Raw genomic sequence first — 24345 nt, 5'->3', positions numbered from 1 at the left:
TGACCGGGCTAGGACATCGGCTCGTAGGGGGTGGTGGAGGCGGGCGGGTAGGCGAGCCCGCCCAGCCGGACGGCTTCCCGGGCACGGATCAGCGCCCGTGTCACCTGGCCGAACTGACGCTCGTGGTCGGAGCTGAACAGCAGCACCATGTCGCCCCTGTGCCGCCCCCACAGCTCGTACGCCGGCGGTCGCCAGCGGGCACCGGCGAGCGCGAGTCCTACCGGCACGAAGGCGGCGAGCCCGAGCCCGGCGTAGGTGGTGGCAGGGAGCCGGTAGAGATCACCGGTGTAGCCGAGGGCGACACCGATGCCGATCAGCACCGCCGCGGTGATCCCTACGGCCCGCAGTGTCAGCCGGTCGTGCGGTCCCCGGGCGGTCTGTAGATGGGTGAGTTCGGTTATCAGGAACTTCCGCCCGGCGACGAAGAACGCCTCGCTGGTGACCCGTACTCCGGGTTGGCGGTAGAGGTCGACCGGACGCGGGCGGCCCGGTCCAGATACCTCGAATGACGCGTCTGGCAGGTGGACTGGGGGGCGGGTAGGCTCCATTCTTGCCTCCAACGGCTCCTGAGGCGGGCTGGTGTGGTGGTTCGTAGAGATCGGCATCTGGTGGCAGCCGGGTGCCGATCGTCGTGTGGGCGGCATGCCTTCGGGGCCACATGCTGACGGGGACATTCCGGGCATCGGCGGCCCGCGACTACGACTGGTTCACTGCAAGCGACCTCGCCCCCTGCTGGCGGCTACGCCATCTACGTGCTGTGCCGGTCCCGCGTGCTGGTGCTGGCTCCCGTGCTGCGCCGGTCCCCCCGGGGAGCCTGACGGCTCCGGTGCCGTCGAGCCTGACGACTCCTGCTTTCATTGTGCGAACGGGATACCAGCTAGTGGTAGTGGCGCAGACAGCCACCTGGCAGATTTCCAGGCGGCAGCTTGGCCACCGGCGATCCTCTGTCCTGCCTGATGGTGGTTTGCCCACAATCGACACCGGCCACCATTCGCCGGAACCGACCTATCGGGCGAACGGCGGGACGAGCGGCCGGACCGCCGGCCGCTCGCCGGCAATATCACTTTCGGAATCGACCTCGATACCGATCGTGATCATGACATTCCGGCTTTCCCGCGCTACTGCCGCATCTCGCCCGCCGACCGCTGTCGGCGACCGCCATGCCGGGCTACCGTGAACCGGCTGGACCGGTCGTCAGTCATCCCGGAGGGGTGGTGCCGGTCCGGTGCCGCCGCAAGGGACCTCGCGGCGGCGTACGGGAAGAAGGGTTCTGCACACGTTGTCTTCGGTGCGGATCCTGCTGCGGACCCTCGTCGTGGCCGGCCTGTCGGCGGCGCTCCTCGCCCCGGCATCGGCGGTCCGGGCCGAACCGTCGGTCGGCGAGCTCACGCAGCGGATCAACAAGGCCTCCGCCGAACTGGAGAAGGTCGTCGAGTCCTACAACAAGCTGAACGAGGAGATCAAGGACACCAAGGCCGCCGCAGCCGCGCTCGGCGCCCGGATCGAGCCGCTCCGGCAGCAGGCCGATCAGAGCCGGGCCGAGGTGGCCGAGCTCGCCAATCGGGCATACAAGATCGGTGGCTTGACCACGGCGAGCGCGCTGCTCAATCGCGGCGACGGCAGCAGTCTGGCCGACCGGCTCGGTGTGTTGGAGCAGTTGGCCCGCGACCGGGACCGGCAGATCGCCGGGTTCGACGCGGCCCAGCGCCAGTACACCGAGGAGAAGTCCCGGCTCGACGCCACGCTGGCCCGGCAGAACGCCCAGGCGAAGCAGTTGGCCGCCGGCAAGAAGAAGATCGAGGGTGAGCTGACCAAGCTCTACGAGATGCGCCGCGAGGCGTATGGATCAGCGACCTCGGCCGGCAGCCGCTACACCGGCACCGTCCCGGCCGTCTCCGGCAAGGCCGGTGTCGCCGTCCGGTACGCGTACGGTGCGATCGGCAAGCCCTACGTCTGGGCCGCCGAGGGTCCGGGCGGCTACGACTGCTCCGGGCTCACCCTGGCCGCCTGGCGGGCGGCCGGCAAGTCCCTGCCGCACAACGCCGCGATGCAGTGGAACAAGGTGGCACACATCAGCCGGGGCCAACTGAAGCCCGGTGACCTGGTCTTCTACAGTGGACTCGGGCATGTCGCGCTCTTCGTGGGCGGTGGGAAGGTGATCCACGCGCCCCGGGCCGGCGAGACCGTCAGACTCGCCAGCGTGGACATGATGAGCCCGTACGGATACGGGCGCGTCCGCTAGACGGCAGCCCCGCAGCGGATCGGACGCGGCAGGGTCGGATCAGCAGGGTCGGACGCGGCGGGGTCAGATCAGCGCGGTGCTCGCGCGCCGGACCGGCGGGTCCGGCGCGCGAGCGCGTTCTCGACCAGGATGTCCAGCAGCTCCGGATAGGCCACCCCGGCGACCTGCCAGATCTGCGGGTACTGCGACACCGGCGTGAACCCGGGGAACGTGTTCACCTCGTTGAGCACCGGCACGCCGCCACCACCGGCGAAGCGACCGCCGTCGCCGGGCAGACCGTCGTCGCGGAGGAAGAAGTCGATCCGGGCCAGTCCGGCGCAGCCGAGCGCCCGGAACGCGCGCACCGCGAGGTCGGCCAGTTCCGCCCGTACCCCGTCGGGCAGCCGGGCCGGGATCTCGAAGACCGTGCCGGGATCGCCGTACTTGGCGTCGTAGTCGAAGAACGACCGCTCATCCGCGACCCGGATCTCCAGCGGTGGCCCGACATCGAGCCGGCCGTCCGGACGTTCGAGGACCGCCAGGTCGATCTCCCGGCCGGGCACCGCCGCCTCGACCAGCACCTTGGGGTCGCTCGACCGGGCCCACTCCAGCGCCGCCGGCAGCTCCGCCCAGTCGTTCACCCTGGTCACCCCGAGGCTGGAGCCGGCCCGGGCGGGCTTGACGAAGACCGGCAGGCCCAGCCGGCGCAGTTCCGCCTCCGGCGGCACGCCCTCCGGATCGGTCGGCCGGGACACCACCGCGTCGGCCACCGGTATCCCCTCGGCGGCGAGCAGCTTCTTGGTGAACTCCTTGTCCATCCCGGCGGCGCTGGCCAGCACGCCGTTGCCGACGTACGGCACGCCGGTCAGCTCCAGCACCGCCTGGAGGGTGCCGTCCTCGCCGTACGGGCCGTGCAGGGTCGGAAAGATCACGTCCGCCGTACGCAGCCGCTGCACCGCCTCGAAGACCGTCACCGGCGCCTCGGCACCGAAGACCCACTGCCCGGTCCTGGTGATCAGCACCGGCTCCGGCCGATAGCGCACCGGATCCAGATTCGCCAGGACGGCCGCCGCCGACCGGCGCGAGACGTCGTGCTCGCCGCTGCGCCCGCCCGTGACAACCGCGACCCTGATCGGGGACTCAGACATTGACCCGCTCCCGCCCGGTGTGTCGCCCGGCCCGCACCGGCTGGTAGCGACGGCCGACCCGGGCGCCGATGCCGGTGAAGATCTCGTGCGGGTTCGTGCCGGCCCAGCCGGCCCAGTCCACGACCGTCGGCTCGCCCCGGTCCCCGGGGCCGAAGAGCAGCACCTCGTCGCCGGTACGCACCGGCAGGTCCCCGACGTCGACGACGATCTGGTCCATGGTCACCCGCCCGGCCACCGGGCAGCGCCGGCCCTGGATCCAGACCCGGGCCGCCCCGGCCGCCGCCCGGGGAATGCCGTCGGCGTAACCGACCGGCACCAGCGCCAGGGTGGTCGGCGCGGCGGTGACGTAGTCGTGCCCGTACGAGATCCCGGTGCCCGCCGCCACCCGCTTGGTCAGGATGACCCGGGACCGCAGTGTCATTGCCGGGCGCAGCCCGGCCGGCCGCGCCGGCAACGGCTCGACCCCGTACACCGCGATGCCGGCCCGGACCAGGTCGAAGTGCGTCTCCGGGAGGCCGACCAGGGCGGCCGAGTTCGCCAGGTGCACGAGATCCGGAGTCAGCCCGGTGGCCCGGGCCAGCGCGAGCGCCCGGCCGAACCGGCGCAGTTGTGCGATGTCCCGTGGATCGTCCGGCACCTCGCCGCCGGCCAGGTGCGACCAGACCCCCCGGACCCGGATCCGACCCACCGCCTCCAGGGACCGGGCCGCCCGCACCAACTCGGGCCAGTCGCCCTCGGCCGCCCCGTTGCGGGACAGGCCGGTGTCGGCCTTGAGATGGACGTCGGCCCGTACGCCGACCCGGGCGGCTCCGGCCGCGACCCCGCGCAGGTGCGCCACCGAGGCCACCGACAGGTCGATCCCGGCCGCGACGACCGGGCCGAAGTCCTCGTCCTCGGCGTGCAGCCAACTCAGCACCGGCGCCTCGACATCGGCCGCCCGCAGCGTCAACGCCTCGGCCCGGGAGGTCACGCCCAGCCACCGCGCCCCCGCCGCCAACGCGGTCCGCGCCACCGGCAGGAAGCCGTGCCCGAAGGCGTCCGCCTTGACCACGGCGAGCAGCTCCGCCCCGGTCAAGCCGACCAGGGTACGAACGTTGTGCGCGACCGCGTCGAGGTCGACGACCGCCTCCGCGAGCGGCCGCAGTGCCCCTGGTCCCCCTGGTCCCCCTGGTGCCCCTGGTCCCCCGGATCTTCCCGCTCCCGATGCTCCCCCGATCCTGGTCACGTCGCACGAGCCTAGGAGGCGGCTGTGCGGATCTCGTGAAGGTGGAATGCGGTAGCTGTGCAAGGTTCCGCCGCCGGCCTCGCCCCGGTGCCCTCCACGGCCAGGCGCTAACCTGCCGGGGTGACCCCTCCCGCCGGAACGACCCCGCCCGCCGGCACTCCCGAGAAGGCCAGGAAGGTGGCCGAGCTGGCGCTCGACCGCCTCGCGCCACACCTGCCCGGGGTCGCCTCCGTCGAGGGTCGTCCGGGGGCGTCATCGCCGGCACGCCGGCTCTACGCGGTGGTGGCGGAGCGCCTGCACGCCCTCGACGAACGGGAGGCACTGGCCGACCTGGTCAGGGAACCCCGGAACAACTCGCTCGTCCGACGCCTGCTGGGCACCGCCGCAGCTGGTGATCCGGAGTACGCGGCAACGTTGGCTGCCGCCGTGGCGGCGCTTCCGCCCCGAGCCGGTGAGCCGGTTTCCGCCGACCCGGCACCCGGCACCGTGGCGCCGGCATCGATCACACGCGAGGAGGACGGCCCGGCCGGTGCCGACGTACCGGGCTCGGCAGAAGGTCGCCGGCCCCGCCGCTACGCTCCCTGGGTCGCGCTCGGCACGGTCGTGCTGCTCATGCTGGTGGGCGGTCTGGTCGTCCGCGCGGTGCTCGGCGGGATGGCCGACGCCGGCGGCCTGACCGCCGACTCGACCTGTACGGAATATCGGCAGGCGCCACCCGAGGAGCGGGTGGCGGCGATCCGGCGGATCGGTCTGGCCAAGGGGATCTCCGGGGTCGACAGCCCACTGGTGATGACGGCGGTGGACCAGCTCTGCGAGACGCAGCCGTCGACGCGGATCGGCGACCTGCTCGCCCGCTTCGACGACTGAACCGACGCCGGCCCGCCACCGCAACGCCGGCCCCTGCGACAGGCGCGCCAGCGTCGTCGAACTCACCGACAGCGCCGGCCAGGTCAAGCAGCTATGGCGTGCCCGGACTGCGATCGGTCGGGACGCCGACCGGGGTGGAGGTCGCCGAGAAAGGCCGTCCAGGCGGCCGATCCGAACCGGAGTACGGGACCGGCAGTGTCCTTCGAATCACGCACGGCGACTCCGGCGGCGAGGCCGGCCACCTCGACACAGTTGCCACCCTCACCGCCCGAGCGGCTGCTCTTTTGCCAGCTCAGCATGGTTTCGTCCGGTCGCATCCCCTCCGGCCCTCCCTCACGTCCAGAAGGCCGCCGTCTCCCTGAGCAGCCGCGCCGATTCTTTCTGCGACAACGCTGCCGCAACGAGGTGGTCGAAGGCAAGCGCGAAGGATGCGATCTGGGCCGGCTCGTCGATGTAGAGCGCGCCGGTGCGATGTTCGGTGTAGACCAGCCCCGGATCGGTGGGCTCGGGGAAGCCGAGGATCGCGAAGGGACGGCCGAAGGCGGTGTACGCCGGACTGCTGAACCGGACCACCCGGAGCTCGACGTTCGACCGCTCGGCAAGCACCGCCAGGTTGCCGAGTTGGTCGCGCATGACGGCGTTGTCGCCGACCCGGCAGCGCAGCACCGCCTCACCGAGCACCACCCTCAGCCGCATCGGCTCGTGCTCGAAGAGGCGCCGCTGCCGGGCGAGCCGGAGTTCGACCTGACGGGTCAGTTCCTCGGCCGGGGCGAGCGGCTGGGTGGCCCGGATGAGCGCCGCCGCGTACGCCTCGGTCTGCAACAGGCCGGGCACCAGGTGACTCTCCACGGTCCGGATCTCGGTCGCCTCGGACTCCAGTCCGACGTACACCTCGAACCAGTCCGGGATCGCGCCGCCGTAGGTGACCCACCAACCGCGCTGGGTCGACTGCTTCGCGAGGGTCGCCAGCACCTCGCGGGTGCGCTCGTCCGAGACCCGGTAGATGTCGAGCAGGGCGAGGACGTCCCGGGTCCGGGTGGAGTGCTTGCCCGCCTCGATCCGGGAGATCTTCGCGTCGGAGCACTTCATCCGCTGCGCTACCTGGAGGAGAGTGAGCTGCTCCCGCTCGCGTAGGCGGCGCAGCTCGATGCCGAGCCGGCGACGCCGGGCGGTCGGACTGATCGGCACGGAATCCTCCCCGTAGAAACCTTTCGTCGGTGCCGAGCGCGCCGTCGTCGGCTGCGGCCCGGGCGCCGCCACGAACGAACGCACAGTCGTGGTGCCGGTCACCCTAATTGGTTGGCCCGGAGTCACGGTCCGCGGGCACCGGGCGGGAATTCCGGGGTACGACGGCGAGTGGCCGGCGTCCCGTCAGGACGCCGGCCACTCGCCGTCATGTATGCCAACCGCTACCGCCGTATATGCCAACCGCTACCGCCACGTGCCGCGCCGGCCGATCGCTCGCGCCGGCCGTCGACCGCCGGGTCGGTTGCTCAGGCCGCCTGCAGCCCCTCCGCGCGGGCCAGCTCGCGCAGCCGGCCGAGCGCCTGGATCTCCAGCTGCCGGATCCGCTCCCGGGAGAGGGAGAAGCGGGAGGCGACCTCGGTCAGCGAGTGCTCGCGCCCGTCCTCCAGTCCGTAGCGGGCCCGCATGATCCCGGCCGACCGGTCGTCGAGGTGGTTGAGCAGGCCCTCGATGCGCTGCCGCTCCAGCCCGGTGAGCACGATCTCCTCCGGCGACGGGGCGTCGCTGTCCGCGACCAGGTCCCCGAGGTTGGTGTCGCCGTCGTCGCCGACCGGGGTGTCGAGCGAGACGGTGTCCTGCGACCAGCGGACCAGCTCGTGCACCCGCTCCACCGGCACCCCCAGCGCCGTCGCGATCTGCTCCGGCTCGGGGTCGGTGCCCAGCTCGCGGGTGAGCTGCCGGGCCACGTTGCGCATCCGGTTGACGTCCTCGACCAGGTGCACGGGCAGTCGTACGGTGCGCTCCTGCTGCGCGATCGCCCGGCTGATCGCCTGTCGGATCCACCAGGTCGCGTACGTCGAGAACTTGTAGCCGCGCTCGTAGTCGAACTTCTCGACCGCCCGGACCAGACCGGTGTTGCCCTCCTGGATCAGATCCAGCATCGGCATCCCGGACCGGACGTACCGGCGGGCGATGGAGACCACCAGCCGGAGGTTGGCCCGGATGAACAGGTCCTTGGCCCGCTCTCCCTCGACCACCAGCCGCTCCAGCTCGGCGCGGGTGACGCCCACGGGGACCTTGTCCTCGTCGATCAGATGCTCAGCGTAGAGGCCAGCCTCGATGGACTTGGAGAGGTCGACCTCGGCGGCGGCGTCGAGCAGCGGTGTGCGGGAGATCTCGTGCAGGTAGACGCCGACCAGGTCGCGCTCCTCGGCGACCTCGTCGGTCCGCATGACAATCTTCTTCTCCACGTTCCCCACGGTCCCCTCGTCGTTCCTCCCGGTGGCCCGGGTTCCTGCTCCTGCCATCCCCACGTTCATCAGCCCTCCCCGTAACCTCCGCTGTGCCCCGTGGTGCTGACACCTACACAACAGTTGAGACGCGTTGGGGATTCCATCTGGTGAGTCGAAAGTGTCACGAATGCCTGAGTAGTTGCTGAAAGCACGATCGACGTTTGCTGTCAGTCGTCCTGATCGGGGGGTGTGCCGCCCCGGCGACGCCGCAGCTCCGCGGCCTACCGCGGCCGTCCGTCGGCTATCGCATCATCACCGGAGAACGACGCACAGCGATGTAGGTCACCCGGTTGCTGCGATTCTCGTCACGCCTGGTCATACGTACGGCGCGGCTCGTCGGTTCATCTCACCGCGTGAGGGTTACCCCTCCGTCTGGCTAACAATCCGGAGCCCGGAGATAGTCCCCGCCCCGAGACGCCGGATCGACGACGGGGCGGGGTTCAGCCGGCGAGCAGGGCGATGGCGCCCCGGACCTGGTTGGCCGAACGGTCCAGCGCCGCACGGGCGTCCGCGATCGCCGCGCCGGAGAGCAGCGAGACCAGCGCGGCCTTGAGATCACCATCCGCCTCGGTCAGTGCACGCCGTGCGATCTCCTCGGCACATCCGGTCGCCTCCACGAGGATCGAGATCATCCGTCCCCGCAGTTTCGCGTTGGTGGCGACCATGTCGATCATCAGGTTTGAGTAGACCCGTCCGAGCCGCACCATCACGGCCGTGGAAAACCCGTTCAACACCAGTTTCTGGGCGGTCGCCGCCTTCATCCGGGTCGAACCGGTTACCACCTCCGGGCCCGTCTCCACCCCGATGAAGACGGTCACCGACCGAGCCGTCGCGGCGTCCGGATCGGCGCAGATCAGTACGGTGTCGGCGCCCGCCTCGGTCGAGGCGCGCAGCGCGCCCAGCACGTACGGCGTACGCCCGCTGGCGGCCAGGCCGACCACCAGATCACCGGCGGCCACGCACGACCGGGCCTCCTCGGCACCGCCGGCCTCGTCGTCCTCGGCGTCCTCGACGGCCCGCCACATCGCCTCCGGCCCACCCGCCAGATGCGCGCAGAACCAGCGGTCGGGGGCGTTGAACGTCGGGGCCAGCTCGGCGGCGTCGAGTACACCCAGCCGACCCGAGGTGCCCGCACCGAAGTAGTGCACCCGCCCGCCGGCGCGCAGCGCCGTCACGGCCAGTTCGACCGCCACGGTGATCTCGTCCAGCACCTTCGTGACCGCCGCCGGCACCCGCCGGTCGTTCTCGTTGATCACCTTCAGGACGTCCCGGACGGACATCAGATCGAGGTCGAGACTGCTCGGGTTGCGCAGCTCCGTCGGGGAGCTGACCCGAACCATGGTCCGGACCTCCTGCTGTCGCGCCCCCGTGCCGTCGGGCCGGTAGCCCGGCTCGTCCACCGGACAGGGGGATCCGCCGCCGGTCGCCGGGGAAGAGGACTCGGCCGGGTAAGAGGACCCCGCGTCGGAATCAGGACGCGGGGTGGCGGCGGGCGGTGCACCGGGCTCGGCCCGGCCGGCCGTCATCGCCGCCCCGCCGCGCCGGCACCAGCGGCCGGAACTGCCGCACCGGGCCGGCCGATCCGCCCGCTTCTCATGCCCGCCTCCCCTTGACCCGGTGCGGTTGTACCGCCTCGGCGGTCACCTCCAGGGCCTTCTTCGCCTTCGCCCGGTTACGGGCCGCGACCCCGACGAAGAGGCAGTCCACCACCGTCAACTGGGCGAGCCTGCTGGCCATCGCGCCGGACCGGTAGGTCGTCTCCCGCGCCGCCGTGGTGAGTACGTAGTCCGCGACATCGGTGATCGGTGACCGTGGGAAGTTGGTGAGAGCGACGGTTGTCGCACCCCGGGCCCGCGCCTGCTCCAGCACCTCGACCGAGTCCAGGGTGGTGCCGGTGTGCGAGATGCCCATCGCGACGTCGCCCTTGCCGAGCAGGGCCGCCGAGGTGAGCGCGGTGTGCACGTCCGGGAAGTAGAAGGCGGTCCGGCCGATCCGGTGCAGCTTCTGCTGGAAGTCGGAGGCGACGAAGCCACTCGCTCCGGCGCCGTAGATGTCGATCCGGCCGGCCCCGTTGATCGCCTCGACCACCTGCTCGCAGACTGCCGGATCGAGCTGTTCCGCGGTCTCCTCGACCGCCCGCGCGTCGCTGAACGCGATCGTCGCGATGATCTGCGCCAGATCGGCACCGGGCGGGATGTCACCGCCCACGACCCTGGCGTCCGGCGGCTCGACCCGCCGGGCCGCCTCGGCGGCGAGCCGGATCCGCAGTTGCGGGTAGCCGTCCATGCCGACGGAACGGCAGAACCGGATGACCGTGGCCTCCGACGTCTCGGCCGCGGTCGCAAGGTCTGTGATGGTGCGGCGAGCGGCGTCCGCAGGATCCGCCACGACGAGTCTGGCGACCCGTTGCTCGGCGGGCGACAACGACGGGAGCAGGCCGCTGATATGGACTATCAGCCCGCCCGTCTCGTGACTCGCAGAAACCTTCGCAGTCTTCACCACGGATGAAACTTACTTTCACGGAGGCGGAAGCGTCAACCGCGACGCGCTATACCTGCGAAAGTACGCCCACCCCGTGGGAATTTGCGGCCGGCCAAACCAGCCGAGCGTGCCATTCCCACCACACCTTCGTCTCGGCGGGGTCACCGAGACGCGGTACCGGACAGCGTCCGGATGAATAGGCATCGATCGATAGGCCGGCGGAACGGGCCGGATGCGCCGGGGTTGCCGGCGCCCGCCGGTGCCGTGACGATAGCGTGACGCCCATGGCGGATCGCAGTGTACTCGTCAGCGGCGGCGCGGGCGGGCTCGGCCGAGCGGTGAGCGCCGCGTTCGTCGCGGCCGGCTGGCGGGTGGTGGTCCCGGTGCGACCGGCCGGGACCGGCACCACTGGCGGCGTGCCGGCCAGCACCGAGGGCGCCCCGGCCGCGCCCGGTGACGGGTCGGGCCCCGTCGACGGTGTGCTGCGGATTCCGGCGGAACTCAGCGACCCGGACCAGGTCCGCGTGGCGGTGGAGCTGGCCGGGGGCGATGCCGGGGCACCGTTGCGGGCCGTGGTCAACCTGGCCGGCGGATACGCGACGGGCGGCCTGGTGCACGAGACCCCGCTCGCCGACTTCGAGGAGATGCTCGCGCGCAACCTGCGCCCGACGTACCTGGTCACCCGGAGCGCGTTGCCGTACCTCGTCGAAGCCGGCGGCGGATCGGTGGTCTGCGTCTCGTCCCGGGCGGCGCTACGCCCGTTCCCCGGTGCCGCCGGCTACGTGACGGCGAAGGCGGCGGTGTTGGCCTTTGCCTCGGCGGTGGACGTCGAGTACCGCCAGTCGGGTGTCCGGTGCAACACGGTGGTGCCCAGCATCATCGACACGCCGGCCAACCGGGCGGCGCAGCCCAGCGCGGACCACTCTCGTTGGGTGCCTCCGGCCGAGATCGCCGGTGTGATCCGCTTTCTGGCCAGTGACGAGTCTGCGCCGACGAGTGGCGCGACGATACCGGTGTACGGGCGGGCCTGAGCGGCGCCGAGCCGGCCGGCTCGGGAGCACCGGACTGGTGCCCGACCTCGCCCGGCCGGGCGAGATCCGCCTCCGGCCGAGCGCCTGCCCCGTCCGACAGACCGGCTGCCCCGTCCGGCTCGCGGCCGGCCTCGTCCGGCGGGACGGGCGGCGGGACGGGCGGCATGGGCCCAGGGTCCGACGGTGGGCGGCCATCCGGCAGCCACTCGCCCAACCCGGCATGGATCGCCCGGCTCACCTCGTCGGGTGTGCGGTTGGCGTCGACCACCACGAAGCCGGCGAACTCCGGCAGCGAGCGGTACGCCGCCCCTCCGGCCGCCAGATAGGTGATGTCCTCGTGGTCGGTGCCACGGGCCTCGATCCGCCGGTACGCCTCCCCCGGGTCCACCGCGAGCAGGAAGGTGACGTCCGGGGGCGGAAAGACGCGGTAGAGCAACCGGGCGAGCCCCTCCCAGCGGCGCCCACCACCGTGTGCCCGGATGCTGGCGTACTGGCAGACGGAGTAGCGGTCCATCACGGCGACCCGGGAGCGCAGCCGGGACCGGAGCAGTGCCCGCGCGACGGCGAGCCAGCGCAGTACCGACTCGGCGAGGAGCATTCCGTCCCGCCCCAGCAGGCGCTGGGCGTCCCGCCGGCCCAGTTTCCGGGCCAGCCGGCCGAACCACCGCCGGCCGCCGGCGTTCTGCCAGTACGTCGCCGGTAGGCCGGCTGCGGTCAACGTCTCCGCCAGCCGGTGCGCCTGCGTCGTCTTGCCCGAGCCGTCGATCCCGACCAGGGCCACGGTCCGCAGCCGCACGTTCCGCCGGTGAACCAGTGTCCGGGCCACGCTCAGCAACGGTACCCGGCGGGCGCATCCTCCCCACCCGGCAACGGCCGCCGGGCGCGGTCTGCGGCGACCCGCGCCGTACGCCCGGTTCGGTCCGTGTCGGGCGGTTGCCGGAACCTGGGCCAGGTGTGAAGGAACGAAGTGCCGGGTACCGGTAAATCTCCACCCCGTTGACCAGATGCCCATCCGACCACCGACCCGGGAGACCCTGATGGATGATCGCGGCGACGAGACCCTACTTGCCACGCTCAAGCGGGTCGCCGCCGTCCTGAAGCAGTCCGAGATCCCCTTCGCGCTGGGCGGCAGCTTCGCGGTGTACGCACACGGCGGCCACTCCAGCGACCACGACGTCGACTTCCTCATCCGGGAGCAGGACACCGAGCGTGCGCTGGAGGCGCTCGTCGAGGCCGGCTTCACCGCCGAGCGCCCGCCGGAGGACTGGCTGGTGAAGGTCTGGGACAACGACCGGATGGTGGACCTGATCCACCGGCCGATCGAGACCCCGGTGACCGACGAGACCTTCCGGGACACCGTGATCCGGCCGGTCGACGCCATCCACATGCCGGTGCTCTCCGCCACCCATCTGATGGTGCACAAGCTGTTGAGCTTCTCCCAGCACTACTGCGACTTCGCCCGGGGACTGCCGCTCGCCCGCTCGCTACGCGAGCAGATCGACTGGGACCGGGTCCGCAAGGAGACGGCGCACTCCCCCTACGCCGAGGCCTTCCTGGTGCTGCTGGACCGGCTCGACGTCGTGCCCTACTCGGCAACCGGCGACGAGCGGCGCTACGCGCAGGCCAGCCGGGAGAAGGAGATCACCGTCATGGACGAGCGGAGTGAGGTGGCGACATGAACCAGCGCGGCACGGGCGGCACCGAGCCGCCCGACGACTATCTGGAGGCGGCGATCCAACGCCTGCTCACCGAGCGTACGGAGATCGCCGAGCAGGGCATCACGGTGACCCGGCGGGACCACTCGGTGGTGCTCTGCGGCGAGGTGGAGAGCGCACAGCGCCGCGAGGAGATCCTCCGGCTGGTGCTGGAGCACTTCCCGAAGGTGCCGGTGACGGTCGACATAGGACTGATCCGCACCCAGGCACCGACCGAGGTGGAGGAGTTGCGGTGAGGGAGGGAACATGGTGATCCGGATCGCGGCGGTCGGCGACGTACACCTGGACCAGGACGTGGTGGGCCGGTTCCGGCCCGCCCTGGAACAGTTGCCGGACGTCGCCGACGTGCTGCTGCTCGCCGGTGACCTGACCCGGCACGGCACCGAGTCCGAGGCGCGTTGCGTGGCGACCGAGTTCGGCAACCTCGGCGTGCCGGTGGTCGCCGTGCTCGGCAACCACGACCACCACTGCGACGAGGTGCCGGCGGTGATCCGGGTCCTGGAGGACGCCGGCATCCAGGTGCTGGAGGGCACCAACGTGGTGCTGGACTGTTTCGGGACGCGGCTCGGCATCGCCGGTGCCAAGGGGTTCGGCGGCGGCTTCGCCGGGCGCTGCGCCAGCGAGTTCGGCGAACCGGAGATGAAGGCATTCGTCGGCACCACCAGCGCCATCGCCGACCAGCTCGGCGAGGCGCTGCGCGAGATGGAGTGCGACGTCCGGGTGGCGCTGACGCACTACGCGCCGGTGCCCGACACGCTGGCCGGTGAGCCGCTGGAGATCTATCCGTTCCTCGGCTCGTACCTGCTCGGCCAGGCCATCGACTCGGCACCGACCGACCTCGCCCTGCACGGGCACGCGCACGCGGGCACCGAGCGGGGCACCACCCCCGGCGGCGTACGGGTCCGCAACGTGGCGCACCCGGTGATCAAGCAGGCGTACAGCGTCTTCCACCTGCACCCGCGCCGTGCCGGGGCGGCCACCGCGAAGGTTTCCGCGAGCAGCGCCTCGGGTAGGTCATGAGGCATGGAATTCTTGCTCTGGATCCTTGCGGTCGTACTCGTGGTCGCCGGCGTGTTGGCGCTGTTCCGGCGGCAGATCCTCTGGGGGGTCGTGCTGATCATCGTCGGTCTGCTCGTCGGGCCGGGCGGCGTCAGCCTCTTCACCTGACAGCGGGGCCGACGTCGGTGCTGCGCCGGCCTCACCCGATCGAAGAACCTCCAACCGAAAACCCCCACAGGATCGGAAACCCCCACAGGCAAGCCGGGGTCGCCGCGCCCGGGTCTCCTCTCTCCCCCTGGTGACCCGGGCCCGGCGGCCCCGGCGCAATCGTCTGCCTGGTTCGCCGGAACGTCGGTTCAGCAGCGTGGTACGCCGGGGATGAAGCCGTCGTAGCCGGTGTAGACGTAGGCGTCGGAGACGAAGCGACCGGAACCGATCCGGTCCCAGATGTTGCTGGTGCCGTAGGTGCCGGTCACCGTCGTGCCGGTGGTCTGGCAGTGGATGGTGACCCCGGCGCCGTCGGCGACCGTGCCGACCGAGGAGTAGCCCGTGCCCGGCCCGGAGCGGACGGTGAGCGGGCTGCCGGCGGTGTTGACCGTGCCGGATCCGGTGTTGTTGCCGGAGCAGGCGTTGTCGCTGGTGTAGGTCCGGGTGCCCCAGTAGAGCGCGAGCGTGCCGTTGAACCTCACCTGGATGTCGGAGCCGTTCAGGCGCTGCTCGTAATGCAGGTGCGGCCCGGTGGAACCGCCGGTCGAGCCGACGTACCCGATCACGGTGCCGTAGCCGACGGTCCGCCCGACGGCGGTGTTGAAACTGCTCAAATGGGCGTAGTAGGTCGTGTAGCCGCTGCCGTGGTTGATCCGGACGTACCTGCCGTAGCTGGTGTTGCCGAGGTCGGTGACGACGTCGACGGTGCCGGGCGCGCTGGCCACCACCGGGTCGCCCTGGTCGTCGGTGCGGTTGAAGTCGACGGCGTACGCCGGGCTGTGGTTGGTCCGGGTCTGGCCGGACCAGGACTGGCCGCAGGGGAAGGGGACCTTGAAGGTGGGTGCGGCAGCGGCCGGCGAGGCCGGCAGCAGCACCGTGGCGGCCAGCAGCAGGCCGGCACCGACGGACGCGAGCGGGCGGAAGCGCACGAGGACCTCCCATGGCGAAAGTTTTCCATGTATAGATGGATCGTGGCAGAAAACTTCACCCAGCGGAAGGGGCCGGACCAGGCGCGGACGGACCTCGGCAGCCGGGACGATCCGGTATACCTGGACGACATGGCCTCGCCGACGCACCTGATGAGCATGCCGCTGCACGCCGTGACCGAGGTCTACGGCGAGGCCGGCCTGCGGGACCGCTTCCGGCTGGAGGTGGCGGCGCGCTTCGGCGCCGCCGACCAGGCCCGGCTGGCGACAGCGCTGGAGCTGGCCGCCACCCTGCACCGCGACGACCGCCGGGTACGCGAGCCCTACCTCAACCACCTGCTCCGGGTGGCGATCCGGATCATCTGCTACTACTCGGTGACCGACGTCGACGTGATCGTGGCGGCGCTGTTGCACGACGCCGTGGAGGACCACCCGGCGGAGCTGGCCGGCCTGCCCGCCGAGACGAACCGTGCCGTGGCCACCGAGGCCGGCCTGGCCGAGGTCGCCCGGCGGTTCAATCCCCGGGTCGCCCGACTCGTCGCGGCGGTCACCAATCCGGAGTACGACCCCGGCCGGGACCGGGACGAGCAGTACCTCGCCCACCTGACGGAGAGCCTGGACCGGGAACCCTGGGCCCGGGTGATCAAGGTCTCCGACTTCACCGACAACGGGGTGGGGATCATCCACACCACCGGGGAAAAGGTGCAGCGCTCGGCGCGGAAGTACCGCCCCCTGGTGCCGCTCTTCCGCGACCTGGTCACCCGACCGGACACCCCGCTCTCCACCGAGGCCCGGACGCACATCCTCGGCCAGATCGACCTCGCCGAGCAGCGCTTCGCCGCGATCCTCGACGGCCCGGCCGGCATGCCGGCGGCTCGCACCGGCGACTAGCCCGGATTCATCGGGCATCCCCGAGCGCGGCGCTGAGCAGGTTTCCGAATCGTTACGGCCTCGTGGCTCACTGGGTCTGGACGATCTTGGCTGCAAGCGCTTACATGTGGTGACGCCCACAGGCCGGCTCGGACGCCAACAGGTGACCGGCATGCCGGCACGAAAGGAGGACGGCATGGCGGTCCAGTCCAGACCACGCCAGGCCTTCGCGATCGCCGGTGTGTTGGCCCTGGCACTCGGCGCCACCGCCTGTTCCGGCGAGAGCGAGAGCGGGCTCGACCCCGACTCTGCGGAGTGCGAGCCGTACTCGGCATACCAGGGCCACGACGGCGAGAACGTCTCGATCTACGCGTCGATCCGGGACGCCGAGGCCGACCTGCTGCGGGAGTCCTGGAAGCAGTTCGAGGACTGCACCGGGATCGAGATCGACTACGACGGCAGCGGCGAGTTCGAGGCGCAGCTCCAGGTCCAGGTGGACGGCGGCAACCCGCCCGACCTGGCCTTCATCCCCCAGCCCGGACTGCTCGCCCGGTTCGCCAACGCCAGCAAGCTCAAGCCGATGACGGCCGAGCAGAAGAGCCTGGCCGAGTCGAACTACCCGGCCGACTGGCTCACGTACGCCACGGTGGGCGGCCAGTCCTACGGCACCCCGCTCGGCGCGAACGTGAAGTCCTTCGTCTGGTACTCGCCGAAGGCGTTCGCCGACAAGGGCTACCAGGTGCCCACCACCTGGCAGCAGATGATGGAGCTCAGCGACAAGATCGCGGCGACCGACCAGAAGCCGTGGTGCGTCGGCCTGGAGTCGGGTGAGGCCACCGGCTGGCCGGCCACCGACTGGATCGAGGACCTGATGCTGCGTACGCAGCCGCCGGAGGTCTACGACCAGTGGACCACCCACGGCATCCCGTTCAACGACCCCCGGGTCGTGCAGGCGGTCGACCAGGCCGGCCAGGTACTCAAGAACCCCGAGTACGTCAACGGCGGCTACGGCAACGTGAAGAGCCTGATCACGACCCCGTTCCAGGAGGGCGGCCTGCCGATCCTCCAGGGCCAGTGCTCGATGCACCGGCAGGCGAACTTCTACGCCAACTACCTGCCCGAGGGCACCAAGATCGGGCCGGAGGGCGACATCTACGCCTTCTACTTCCCGGCGGTCGACCCGAGCAAGGGCAAGCCGGTGCTGGGCGGCGGCGAGTTCACGGTGGCCTTCACCGACGGTCCGGCGGTGCAGGCCGTCCGGCAGTACCTGATGACCGGCGAGTACGCCAACTCCCGGGCGAAGCTCGGCAACTGGATCTCGCCGAACAACAAGCTCGACGTCAACAACGTCACCCAGGCGGTGGACAAGCTCTCGATGGAGGTCCTGCTCGATGAGAGCGCGGTCTTCCGGTTCGACGGCTCCGACCTGATGCCGGCCGCGGTCGGCTCGGGCACCCTCTGGAAGGGCATGGTCGACTGGGTCAACGGCAAGGACACCAAGAGCACTCTCGACTTCGTCGAAGGCTCCTGGCCGAAGTAGTCCGCCGACGGTCCGGCCCGCACCTGCGCGGGCCGGACCGTCGTTTCCGCTCAACCCGGCGTTGGAGGCGCTGATGGAATTCGCCGACGAGGCACCGAAACTGCTGATGCTGCTCTACGGCCTGATCGCCTTCGCGGTCGTGGTCGGCGGACTGCTCGTGCTGCTCGACGTCGTACCCAACTGGTTCGCCCGGCGCCGCGAGGCGGCGCTGGTCGCGGCGGCCCGGGCCGACGCCCCGCCCGCCGCCGGCCCTCGGCCGCGCCGCCGCTCGGTGGCGAACCGTCCCGAGGGCGGGCTCGCGCTCTTCTTCCTGCTGCCCGCCCTGCTCCTGCTGGCGGTCGGCCTGGTCGTCCCGGCCGTCCGGACCACAGTGCTCTCCTTCATGGACGGTGGCAGCGACAGCTGGGTCGGGTTCGCCAACTACCGGTGGATGTTCGCCCAGGACGAGATCCTCGGCATCCTCACCAACACCCTGATCTGGGTGATCCTGGTGCCGCTGGTGGCCACCACGGTCGGGCTGGTCTACGCGGTCCTGGTGGACCGGGCCCGGTTCGAGGCGGTGGCCAAGGCGCTGATCTTCATGCCGATGGCGATCTCGTTCGTCGGCGCCAGCATCATCTGGAAGTTCGTCTACGCCTACCGCAGCGCCGACTACGACCAGATCGGCCTGCTCAACCAGGTCTGGGTGCTGCTCGGCGGCGAGCCCCGGCAGTGGCTCGCCAACCCGCCGCTGAACACCCTGCTGCTGATCGTGATCATGATTTGGATCCAGGCCGGGTTCGCGATGGTGGTGCTCTCGGCGGCGATCAAGGCGATCCCGAACGACGTCGTGGAGGCGGCCCGGCTGGACGGGGTGAACCCGTGGCAGATGTTCTGGCAGATCACCCTGCCGAGCATCCGGCCGGCCCTGATCGTCGTGGTGGTCACCGTCTCGATCGCCACGTTGAAGGTCTTCGACATCGTCCGGACCACCACCAACGGCAACTTCGACACCGGTGTGATCGCCAACGAGATGTACAACCAGGCGTTCCGGTTCGGCCAGACCGGACAGGGATCCGCGCTGGCCGTCTTCCTCTTCGTCCTGGTGATCCCGATCGTGATCTACCAGATCCGCAACCTGCGCAGGCAACGGGAGGTATGAGATGACCACCACGACTCCTCCCGCGCCGGCCGGCACCCGGGACGCGGACACGCCGCCGGCCACCCGGGGCGCCCGGGTCCGCCGCCGGCTCAACACCCCGGTCGCGACCGCCGTCTCGATCGTGATCGCGGTGCTCTGGACGATTCCCACCTTCGGCCTCTTCGTCTCCTCGTTCCGGCCCGAGGACGAGATCAAGACGACCGGCTGGTGGACCGCCTTCAGCAACCCCCAGTTCACCCTGGAGAACTACCAGGAGGTGCTCTTCGGCCGCTCGGCATCGGCCGGGCAACTCGCCGGATACTTCGTCAACTCCCTGGTGATCACCATCCCGTCCGTGCTCTTCCCCCTCGCCTTCGCCGCGCTGGCCGCGTACGCGCTGGCCTGGATGAACTTCCGGGGTCGGGACTGGATCTACATCGCCGTCTTCGCGCTGCAGATCGTGCCGTTGCAGATGGCGCTGGTGCCGCTGCTCAGCTTCTTCTCCGAGGGCGTCAGCCTGGGCGGCATCGGGCTGCTCCCGGCGTGGAACCTCGACGACGAGGAGAAGTTCGTCCAGGTCTGGTTCGCACACACCTGCTTCGCGCTGCCGATCGCCGTCTTCCTGCTGCACAACTTCATGTCGCAGCTCCCGAAGGACCTGATGGAGGCCGCCCGGGTGGACGGCGCCACCCATCCGAAGATCTTCCGCTCCATCGCGCTGCCGCTGATCGTCCCGGCCCTGGCCGCCTTCGGCATCTTCCAGTTCCTCTGGGTCTGGAACGACCTGCTGGTCGCGCTGATCTTCGCCGGAGGCGGCAGCGAGACGGCGCCGCTGACCGTACGCCTGGCCGAGCTGGCCGGCACCCGGGCCAACGAGTGGCAGCGGCTGACCTCCGGCGCCTTCATCTCGATCGTCGTACCGCTGATCGTCTTCCTCTCCCTCCAGCGCTACTTCGTACGTGGCCTGCTCGCCGGCGGTGTCAAGGGCTGACCGGTCGGCCCGGACCGAACGGGGTCGCCGGGCACCCCGCCCGGCGGCCCGTGACCGTGCGGGCGCTCGGCACCGGCGGTAAGGTCGGATCAGGATGGCACCCGTGACCACAATCGACGACGTGGCCCGTCTGGCGGGGGTCTCCACCGCCACCGTCTCCCGTGCCCTACGCGGGCTGCCGACCGTCTCCGAGACGACCCGGATCCGGGTGCTGCTCGCCGCGGAGCAACTCGACTACGCCGCCTCGCCCAGCGCCTCCCGGCTGGCCGGCGGAAAAACCTGCACCGTCGCCGTGATCGTCCCCAGGATCACACCCTGGTTCGTCGGCGCCGTGTTGGAGGGTGCCGAGGAGATCCTGCACGCCGCCGGATACGACCTGCTGCTCTACAACATCGGTGGCCGCGAGCAGGCCCGGGCACGCCTGCTGCGCAAGGCCAACCTGCCCAAGCGGGCCGACGCGGTGATGCTGGTCGCGACGCCGATCGGCGCCGGCGACCTGGCCGTCATCGCCCACCTGGCGCTGCCAGGGGTCACCGTCAGCTCCGGCACGGTGGTGCCGGGCTGGCCGAGCATCCGGATCGACGACCGGGCGGCCGGCCGGGCCGCCACCGAACACCTGCTGCGGCTCGGGCACCGGCGGATCGCCTGCGTCTTCGGCGACCCGGCCGACGACTTCGCCCATCCCGCCCATCTGGAACGGCAGCTCGGCTACCGCGAGGCGCTGGACGCCGCCGGGATCCGCCCCGATCCTCGGCTCGGCATCGAGACCCGGGCGGATGCCGAGGGGGGCCGTTCGGCGACCGAACAGTTGATCACCCGGGGTGATCCCCCCACCGCGATCTTCGCGAGCTGTGACGAGATGGCAATGGGTGTGGTCAACGCGGTACGCCTGGCCGGCCTGCGGGTGCCGCAGGAGGTGAGCGTGGTCGGCGTCGACGACCACGACCTGGCCGGCGCGTTCGGTCTGACCACCGTCGCCCAGCCCGCCGCCGAACAGGGCCAGCTCGCCGCCGCCAGCCTGCTGGGCCCGCTGGCCGGCCGGGCGCGGAGCCAGGAGGAACTGGACCCGGTGATCCTGCCCACCCGGCTCGTCGTCCGGGATTCGACCGGCCCGCCCCGGGCAGACTGAACCGACCGACCCAATCCGAACCGGCCAGCACCAGAACGGCTGAGACCGTAGGCCGACACCGCCGCCGAGCGGGCGAACGTAGGGAGAGCACCCTGAACAGCACCGCAACGACCTCCTCCGCCGCCATGTCCACCGACCCGGCCGGCGCGGTGCCGTGGTGGCGGCACGCGGTCATCTACCAGATCTATCCCCGCTCGTTCGCCGACTCCAACGGCGACGGCGTCGGCGACCTGCCCGGGATCACCGCCCGGCTCGACCACCTGGTCGAGCTCGGCGTCGACGCGGTCTGGCTCTCACCGTTCTACCCGTCCCCGCAGGCGGACGCCGGCTACGACGTGGCCGACTACCGGGAGGTGGACCCGCTCTTCGGCACCCTGGCCGACCTGGACCGGCTCATCGCCGCAGCCCGGGAACGCGGCCTCCGGTTCATCGTGGACCTGGTGCCCAACCACACCTCGTCGGCACATCGCTGGTTCACCGCCGCCCTCGCCGCCGGACCGGGCAGCCCGGAGCGGCAGCGCTACATATTCCGGGACGGTCGCGGCCCCGGCGGCACCGAGCCGCCGAACGACTGGCAGAGCGTCTTCGGCGGCCCCGCCTGGACCCGGGTGACCGAGCCGGACGGCAACCCCGGGCAGTGGTACCTGCACCTGTTCGACCGGGAGCAGCCCGACCTCAACTGGGACCTCCCCGAGGTACGCGCCGAGTTTCTGGACATCCTGCGCCACTGGCTCGACCGGGGGGTGGACGGTTTCCGCGTCGACGTGGCGAACGGGCTGGTCAAGCAGGCCGACCTGGCGGACTGGCATCCGCCGGTGGAGCCCGTGACCGGAGAGGGCACCGAGGGCCCCCGGCCGCCGATGTGGGACCAGGACGGCGTACACGAGATCTACCGGGAGTGGCGGCGGGTGCTGGCGGAGTATCCGGGCGAGCGGATCCTGGTCGCCGAGGCGTGGGTGCAGTCCTCAGAGCGGCTGGCCGCCTACGTCCGGCCGGACGAGATGCACCAGGCGTTCAACTTCGAGTACCTGGAGGCGACCTGGACCGCTCCGATCCAGTACGCGGTGATCACCCGCTCGCTCGAGGCAAACGAGGCGGTCGGCGCGCCCACCACCTGGGTGCTCTCCAACCACGACGTGCTGCGGCACGCCAGCCGGCTCGGGCTCCCGGTCGGCACGCCCCGACCCCGGGGCATCGGGGTCGACGACCCGCAGCCCGATTCCGTCGTCGGGCTGCGCCGGGCCCGCGCCGCCACCGTGCTGATGCTCGCACTGCCCGGCTCCGCCTACCTCTACCAGGGCGAGGAGTTGGGCCTGCCGGAGCACACCACCCTGCCGGACGAGGCCCGGCAGGACCCGACCTGGGAGCGTAGCGGGCACACCGAGCGCGGCCGGGACGGCTGCCGGGTGCCGATCCCCTGGGAGGCGGACGCCCCGTCGTACGGCTTCGGCCCGGGGGACGCGAGCTGGCTGCCGCAGCCGGAGATCTGGGCCGAGTACGCCCTGGACCGGCAGCGCGGGGTGGCCGGCTCGACCTACGAGCTCTACCGGACCAGCCTGCGGCTGCGCCGGGAGCTGGGGCTCGGCACCGGCACGGTGCAGTGGCTGACCAGCCCGGACGAGGTGCTGCACTTCCGCAACGGCGCGACCCGGGTGCTCACCAACTTCGGCGCCGACCCCGTCCCGCTGCCCGAGGGAGCGCAGCTGCTGCACGCCAGCGGCCCGCTCGACCCCGACGGCCGGGTGCCCACCGACGTCACCGTCTGGTTTCAGGAGTAAGGAAGGGCCCCCGCTTATCGTTTTCTGTTGTAGCGGGGGCCCTTCCTAACCGGTGGGGCGGCGGCTTCGGCGCGTTCGGTGAGCAGGGAGTGCACGCCCCGGATGTCGTCGGGGGCGGTGCGGGAGGCCAGCCAGTACATGATCCCGGTGGGCAGGAAGAAGAGCTGGAAGGCGGCGAGTCCTACGGCGAAGTTCAGCGGCGGTGGGAAGGCCGAGCGCAGCGCTTGGGCGGCCACCCCGATCAGCCCGTTGCCGGCTGCCCGGCCCACCCCGTTGACCAGGTTGCCGAGGCTGTAGACCGTGCCCCGGTGCTCCGGCGGGTTGACGTCGGCGATCAGCGCGAACCAGTTCGGTGAGTTGGCCGAGGTGAGGCCGAGCGCGAGCAGGGCGGTGAGCAGGCCGATCCCGACCGTCGGTTCGGTGAGGACGCTGCCGAGCACCGCCCCGGCCACCGCGCCGGCGCCGGCGCCGTCCGGCACGTCGATCCGGATCGGCACGAAGAACAACACCGCGTAGAACGGCACCGCCGCGAGAATTCCGATCGCCGCGACCAGCGCCCGGCCCCGGGGCGTACGCCGTTGCGCGGCGTCGCCGACCAGTCCGCCGACGATCGAGAGCACCCCGCCGAGCTGGAACAGCACGGCGAAGATGCTCCCCACCATGGTGGCGGTGGCCGACGAGTAACCCTGTGCCTCGGCACGCTCCCGGAAGAGCGCCGGCAGCCAGACCAGCGAGCCGAACGCCACCTGGGCCGTGAGCCCCTGCAGGACGAGCCACCGGTTCGTCCTGCGGTGCAGGATCACCGGCAGGTCGGCGTGGCTGATCCGGTAGTCGTAGTCCCCGCCGGCGGCCATCGCCTCGGTCAGCTCCGGCTCGCTCTGGCCGCGCCGGATGTCGTAGGTCAGCAGGTAGGCCAGGGTCGCCACCAGGCCCGCGACGCTGAGCAGCAGGAACGGCCGGCGCCAGTCGTGCGCGCCGAGCACGCCGCCGACCAGGGTGCCGGCCAGGGTGCCGACGCCCTGGGAAAGCCCCCAGAAGCTGAGCACCACGCCCCGGCGGCGCGGGCTGACCAGGTCGGTGACGACGGAGAAGCCGACCGAGCCCACCGCGCCGAGCCCGATCGCGGCCAGCAGTTGCGCGCCGAAGAACGCCGGGTACGTGCCGGCGAACGCGCTGCCGGCGGTCCCGGCGGCCCAGAGCAGGGTGCCGGTCATCAGCAGCGGCTTGCGGTTGGTCTGGTCCCCGACGTATGCCCAGCCGACCGCGGCCACCGCGCTGACCAGGAAACTCGTCGCGGTCACCGCGCCGATCGCGCCGGTGCCGACGCCGAGCGCCGGTGCGATCGAGCCGTAGAGCGGTGGCACCAGCCCGATGGCGACGTTGTCCAGCGAGGCGAGCACGACGAAGACCGCGACGCTGTAGAACCGGTGGACCGGCCCCCCACCTCGGGCGACACGGCCGCCGATCGTCATGTGTGGCACCCAACCAGGATCAGGTAACGGTGAGGTGACAGGATCACCGGGGACGCCTGGCCGGTGTTCTGCTGCGGCGGCCCGTCCACACCTGACGGGTCATCCACACCTGACGGGTCATCCACACCTGACGGGTCATCCACACCTG

General features: G+C 71.2%; 22 protein-coding genes and 2 pseudogenes. 13 read left to right on the top strand and 11 right to left on the bottom strand.

Translation table 11 applies throughout. The features are described from left to right. Nucleotides 1-8: 8 nt before the first annotated feature. On the bottom strand, nucleotides 9-548 hold the full coding sequence (locus tag ACN28C_RS11755) for a DUF6232 family protein (protein WP_422773518.1): 540 nt from the start codon (nucleotides 546-548) through the stop codon (nucleotides 9-11). Between the two features lie 731 nt (nucleotides 549-1279). Between ACN28C_RS11755 and ACN28C_RS11750 the strand changes: the two genes are divergently transcribed. After that, complete coding sequence (locus ACN28C_RS11750) at nucleotides 1280-2242, top strand: NlpC/P60 family protein (RefSeq protein ID WP_422773517.1); 963 nt, start codon at nucleotides 1280-1282, stop codon at nucleotides 2240-2242. Between the two features lie 68 nt (nucleotides 2243-2310). On the opposite strand, the gene ACN28C_RS11745 is transcribed toward ACN28C_RS11750, so the two are convergent. Continuing rightward, complete coding sequence (locus tag ACN28C_RS11745; RefSeq protein ID WP_422773516.1) at nucleotides 2311-3369, bottom strand: D-alanine--D-alanine ligase family protein; 1059 nt, start codon at nucleotides 3367-3369, stop codon at nucleotides 2311-2313. Further along, nucleotides 3362-4513, bottom strand: a complete 1152-nt coding sequence (gene alr, locus ACN28C_RS11740; protein WP_422774630.1) for an alanine racemase — start codon at nucleotides 4511-4513, stop codon at nucleotides 3362-3364. Before alr ends, ACN28C_RS11745 begins: the two co-directional genes overlap by 8 nt. A 201-nt stretch (nucleotides 4514-4714) precedes the next feature. Here alr and ACN28C_RS11735 point away from each other — a divergent pair, with 201 nt between their 5' ends. Then, nucleotides 4715-5461 (top strand): hypothetical protein, encoded by a 747-nt coding sequence (locus ACN28C_RS11735; RefSeq protein ID WP_422773515.1) that lies wholly within the window; start codon nucleotides 4715-4717, stop codon nucleotides 5459-5461. Between the two features lie 83 nt (nucleotides 5462-5544). Here ACN28C_RS11735 and ACN28C_RS11730 read toward each other — a convergent pair whose 3' ends face one another. The 5 genes from ACN28C_RS11730 to ACN28C_RS11710 all read right to left on the bottom strand — a co-directional run bounded on the left by ACN28C_RS11730 (nucleotide 5545) and on the right by ACN28C_RS11710 (nucleotide 10440). Continuing rightward, nucleotides 5545-5778: a DUF397 domain-containing protein gene (locus ACN28C_RS11730; protein ID WP_422773514.1), complete on the bottom strand. Its 234-nt coding sequence runs from the start codon at nucleotides 5776-5778 to the stop codon at nucleotides 5545-5547. A gap of 16 nt (nucleotides 5779-5794) precedes the next feature. Next, nucleotides 5795-6649, bottom strand: a complete 855-nt coding sequence (locus ACN28C_RS11725) for a helix-turn-helix domain-containing protein (RefSeq protein WP_422773513.1) — start codon at nucleotides 6647-6649, stop codon at nucleotides 5795-5797. Nucleotides 6650-6954: 305 nt separating this feature from the next. Then, nucleotides 6955-7953 carry a sigma-70 family RNA polymerase sigma factor gene (locus ACN28C_RS11720; RefSeq protein ID WP_422774629.1) on the bottom strand — a complete coding sequence of 333 codons (999 nt, stop codon included), beginning with the start codon at nucleotides 7951-7953 and terminating at the stop codon, nucleotides 6955-6957. A gap of 425 nt (nucleotides 7954-8378) precedes the next feature. After that, entirely contained in the window at nucleotides 8379-9278 is a 900-nt protein-coding gene (gene murQ, locus ACN28C_RS11715) for an N-acetylmuramic acid 6-phosphate etherase (RefSeq protein ID WP_422774628.1), read from the bottom strand. Nucleotides 9279-9531: 253 nt separating this feature from the next. Next, entirely contained in the window at nucleotides 9532-10440 is a 909-nt protein-coding gene (locus ACN28C_RS11710) for a MurR/RpiR family transcriptional regulator (protein ID WP_422773512.1), read from the bottom strand. A 263-nt stretch (nucleotides 10441-10703) separates the two neighbouring features. Between ACN28C_RS11710 and ACN28C_RS11705 the strand changes: the two genes are divergently transcribed. Next, on the top strand, nucleotides 10704-11450 hold the full coding sequence (locus ACN28C_RS11705; RefSeq protein ID WP_422773511.1) for an SDR family NAD(P)-dependent oxidoreductase: 747 nt from the start codon (nucleotides 10704-10706) through the stop codon (nucleotides 11448-11450). Between the two features lie 160 nt (nucleotides 11451-11610). Here ACN28C_RS11705 and ACN28C_RS11700 read toward each other — a convergent pair. Beyond that, nucleotides 11611-12276, bottom strand: a pseudogene (locus tag ACN28C_RS11700) (dTMP kinase); the annotation flags it as partial. Between the two features lie 211 nt (nucleotides 12277-12487). Here ACN28C_RS11700 and ACN28C_RS11695 point away from each other — a divergent pair. From ACN28C_RS11695 to ACN28C_RS11680, 4 genes and pseudogenes are all read left to right on the top strand, one after another. Next, nucleotides 12488-13048 (top strand): annotated as a pseudogene (locus ACN28C_RS11695) (nucleotidyltransferase); the annotation flags it as partial. A 77-nt stretch (nucleotides 13049-13125) separates the two neighbouring features. Further along, nucleotides 13126-13401, top strand: coding sequence for a hypothetical protein (locus ACN28C_RS11690; RefSeq protein ID WP_422773510.1), 276 nt, complete (start codon nucleotides 13126-13128; stop codon nucleotides 13399-13401). Nucleotides 13402-13411: 10 nt separating this feature from the next. After that, nucleotides 13412-14185, top strand: a complete 774-nt coding sequence (locus ACN28C_RS11685) for a metallophosphoesterase family protein (RefSeq protein WP_422773509.1) — start codon at nucleotides 13412-13414, stop codon at nucleotides 14183-14185. Between the two features lie 3 nt (nucleotides 14186-14188). Continuing rightward, nucleotides 14189-14332 carry a GPGG-motif small membrane protein gene (locus tag ACN28C_RS11680; protein WP_422773508.1) on the top strand — a complete coding sequence of 48 codons (144 nt, stop codon included), beginning with the start codon at nucleotides 14189-14191 and terminating at the stop codon, nucleotides 14330-14332. A 188-nt stretch (nucleotides 14333-14520) separates the two neighbouring features. Here the strand turns inward: ACN28C_RS11680 and ACN28C_RS11675 are convergent, their stop codons facing one another. Beyond that, nucleotides 14521-15300: a peptidoglycan DD-metalloendopeptidase family protein gene (locus ACN28C_RS11675; RefSeq protein WP_422773507.1), complete on the bottom strand. Its 780-nt coding sequence runs from the start codon at nucleotides 15298-15300 to the stop codon at nucleotides 14521-14523. Between the two features lie 129 nt (nucleotides 15301-15429). On the opposite strand from ACN28C_RS11675, the gene ACN28C_RS11670 reads away from it, so the two are divergent. The 6 genes from ACN28C_RS11670 to ACN28C_RS11645 all read left to right on the top strand — a co-directional run bounded on the left by ACN28C_RS11670 (nucleotide 15430) and on the right by ACN28C_RS11645 (nucleotide 22725). Continuing rightward, nucleotides 15430-16188, top strand: a complete 759-nt coding sequence (locus ACN28C_RS11670; RefSeq protein ID WP_422774627.1) for an HD domain-containing protein — start codon at nucleotides 15430-15432, stop codon at nucleotides 16186-16188. Nucleotides 16189-16363: 175 nt separating this feature from the next. Further along, complete coding sequence (locus ACN28C_RS11665) at nucleotides 16364-17707, top strand: ABC transporter substrate-binding protein (RefSeq protein WP_422774626.1); 1344 nt, start codon at nucleotides 16364-16366, stop codon at nucleotides 17705-17707. Nucleotides 17708-17780: 73 nt separating this feature from the next. After that, nucleotides 17781-18848, top strand: a complete 1068-nt coding sequence (locus ACN28C_RS11660; RefSeq protein WP_422773506.1) for a carbohydrate ABC transporter permease — start codon at nucleotides 17781-17783, stop codon at nucleotides 18846-18848. Nucleotide 18849: 1 nt separating this feature from the next. Beyond that, entirely contained in the window at nucleotides 18850-19818 is a 969-nt protein-coding gene (locus ACN28C_RS11655; RefSeq protein WP_422773505.1) for a carbohydrate ABC transporter permease, read from the top strand. 103 nt (nucleotides 19819-19921) lie between these two features. After that, the gene (locus ACN28C_RS11650) at nucleotides 19922-20947 is read left to right on the top strand and encodes a LacI family DNA-binding transcriptional regulator (RefSeq protein ID WP_422773504.1); all 1026 of its coding nucleotides are present in this window, start codon (nucleotides 19922-19924) and stop codon (nucleotides 20945-20947) included. A gap of 125 nt (nucleotides 20948-21072) precedes the next feature. Beyond that, nucleotides 21073-22725 (top strand): glycoside hydrolase family 13 protein, encoded by a 1653-nt coding sequence (locus tag ACN28C_RS11645; RefSeq protein WP_422773503.1) that lies wholly within the window; start codon nucleotides 21073-21075, stop codon nucleotides 22723-22725. A gap of 14 nt (nucleotides 22726-22739) precedes the next feature. On the opposite strand, the gene ACN28C_RS11640 is transcribed toward ACN28C_RS11645, so the two are convergent. After that, on the bottom strand, nucleotides 22740-24197 hold the full coding sequence (locus ACN28C_RS11640) for an MFS transporter (RefSeq protein WP_422773502.1): 1458 nt from the start codon (nucleotides 24195-24197) through the stop codon (nucleotides 22740-22742). Between the last annotated feature and the right edge of the window lie 148 nt (nucleotides 24198-24345).

Source organism: Plantactinospora sp. WMMC1484, from assembly GCF_049315195.1.
GTDB lineage: Bacteria > Actinomycetota > Actinomycetes > Mycobacteriales > Micromonosporaceae > Plantactinospora.
The sequence above is the reverse complement of the archived record's forward strand: the minus strand, read 5'-3'. Positions and strand labels throughout refer to the sequence as shown.

Excerpts from the sequence above, each read along its gene's own strand:
- ACN28C_RS11755 (WP_422773518.1), bottom strand. The coding sequence starts at position 548 with ATGGAGCCTACCCGCCCCCCAGTCCACCTGCCAGACGCGTCATTCGAG.
- ACN28C_RS11730 (WP_422773514.1), bottom strand. The coding sequence starts at position 5,778 with ATGCGACCGGACGAAACCATGCTGAGCTGGCAAAAGAGCAGCCGCTCG.
- ACN28C_RS11660 (WP_422773506.1), top strand. The coding sequence starts at position 17,781 with ATGGAATTCGCCGACGAGGCACCGAAACTGCTGATGCTGCTCTACGGC.
- ACN28C_RS11720 (WP_422774629.1), bottom strand. The coding sequence starts at position 7,953 with ATGGCAGGAGCAGGAACCCGGGCCACCGGGAGGAACGACGAGGGGACC.
- murQ (WP_422774628.1), bottom strand. The coding sequence starts at position 9,278 with ATGGTTCGGGTCAGCTCCCCGACGGAGCTGCGCAACCCGAGCAGTCTC.
- ACN28C_RS11655 (WP_422773505.1), top strand. The coding sequence starts at position 18,850 with ATGACCACCACGACTCCTCCCGCGCCGGCCGGCACCCGGGACGCGGAC.
- ACN28C_RS11665 (WP_422774626.1), top strand. The coding sequence starts at position 16,364 with ATGGCGGTCCAGTCCAGACCACGCCAGGCCTTCGCGATCGCCGGTGTG.
- ACN28C_RS11640 (WP_422773502.1), bottom strand. The coding sequence starts at position 24,197 with ATGACGATCGGCGGCCGTGTCGCCCGAGGTGGGGGGCCGGTCCACCGG.
- ACN28C_RS11645 (WP_422773503.1), top strand. The coding sequence starts at position 21,073 with ATGTCCACCGACCCGGCCGGCGCGGTGCCGTGGTGGCGGCACGCGGTC.
- ACN28C_RS11690 (WP_422773510.1), top strand. The coding sequence starts at position 13,126 with ATGAACCAGCGCGGCACGGGCGGCACCGAGCCGCCCGACGACTATCTG.
- ACN28C_RS11745 (WP_422773516.1), bottom strand. The coding sequence starts at position 3,369 with ATGTCTGAGTCCCCGATCAGGGTCGCGGTTGTCACGGGCGGGCGCAGC.
- ACN28C_RS11680 (WP_422773508.1), top strand. The coding sequence starts at position 14,189 with ATGGAATTCTTGCTCTGGATCCTTGCGGTCGTACTCGTGGTCGCCGGC.
- ACN28C_RS11705 (WP_422773511.1), top strand. The coding sequence starts at position 10,704 with ATGGCGGATCGCAGTGTACTCGTCAGCGGCGGCGCGGGCGGGCTCGGC.
- ACN28C_RS11685 (WP_422773509.1), top strand. The coding sequence starts at position 13,412 with ATGGTGATCCGGATCGCGGCGGTCGGCGACGTACACCTGGACCAGGAC.
- ACN28C_RS11670 (WP_422774627.1), top strand. The coding sequence starts at position 15,430 with ATGGCCTCGCCGACGCACCTGATGAGCATGCCGCTGCACGCCGTGACC.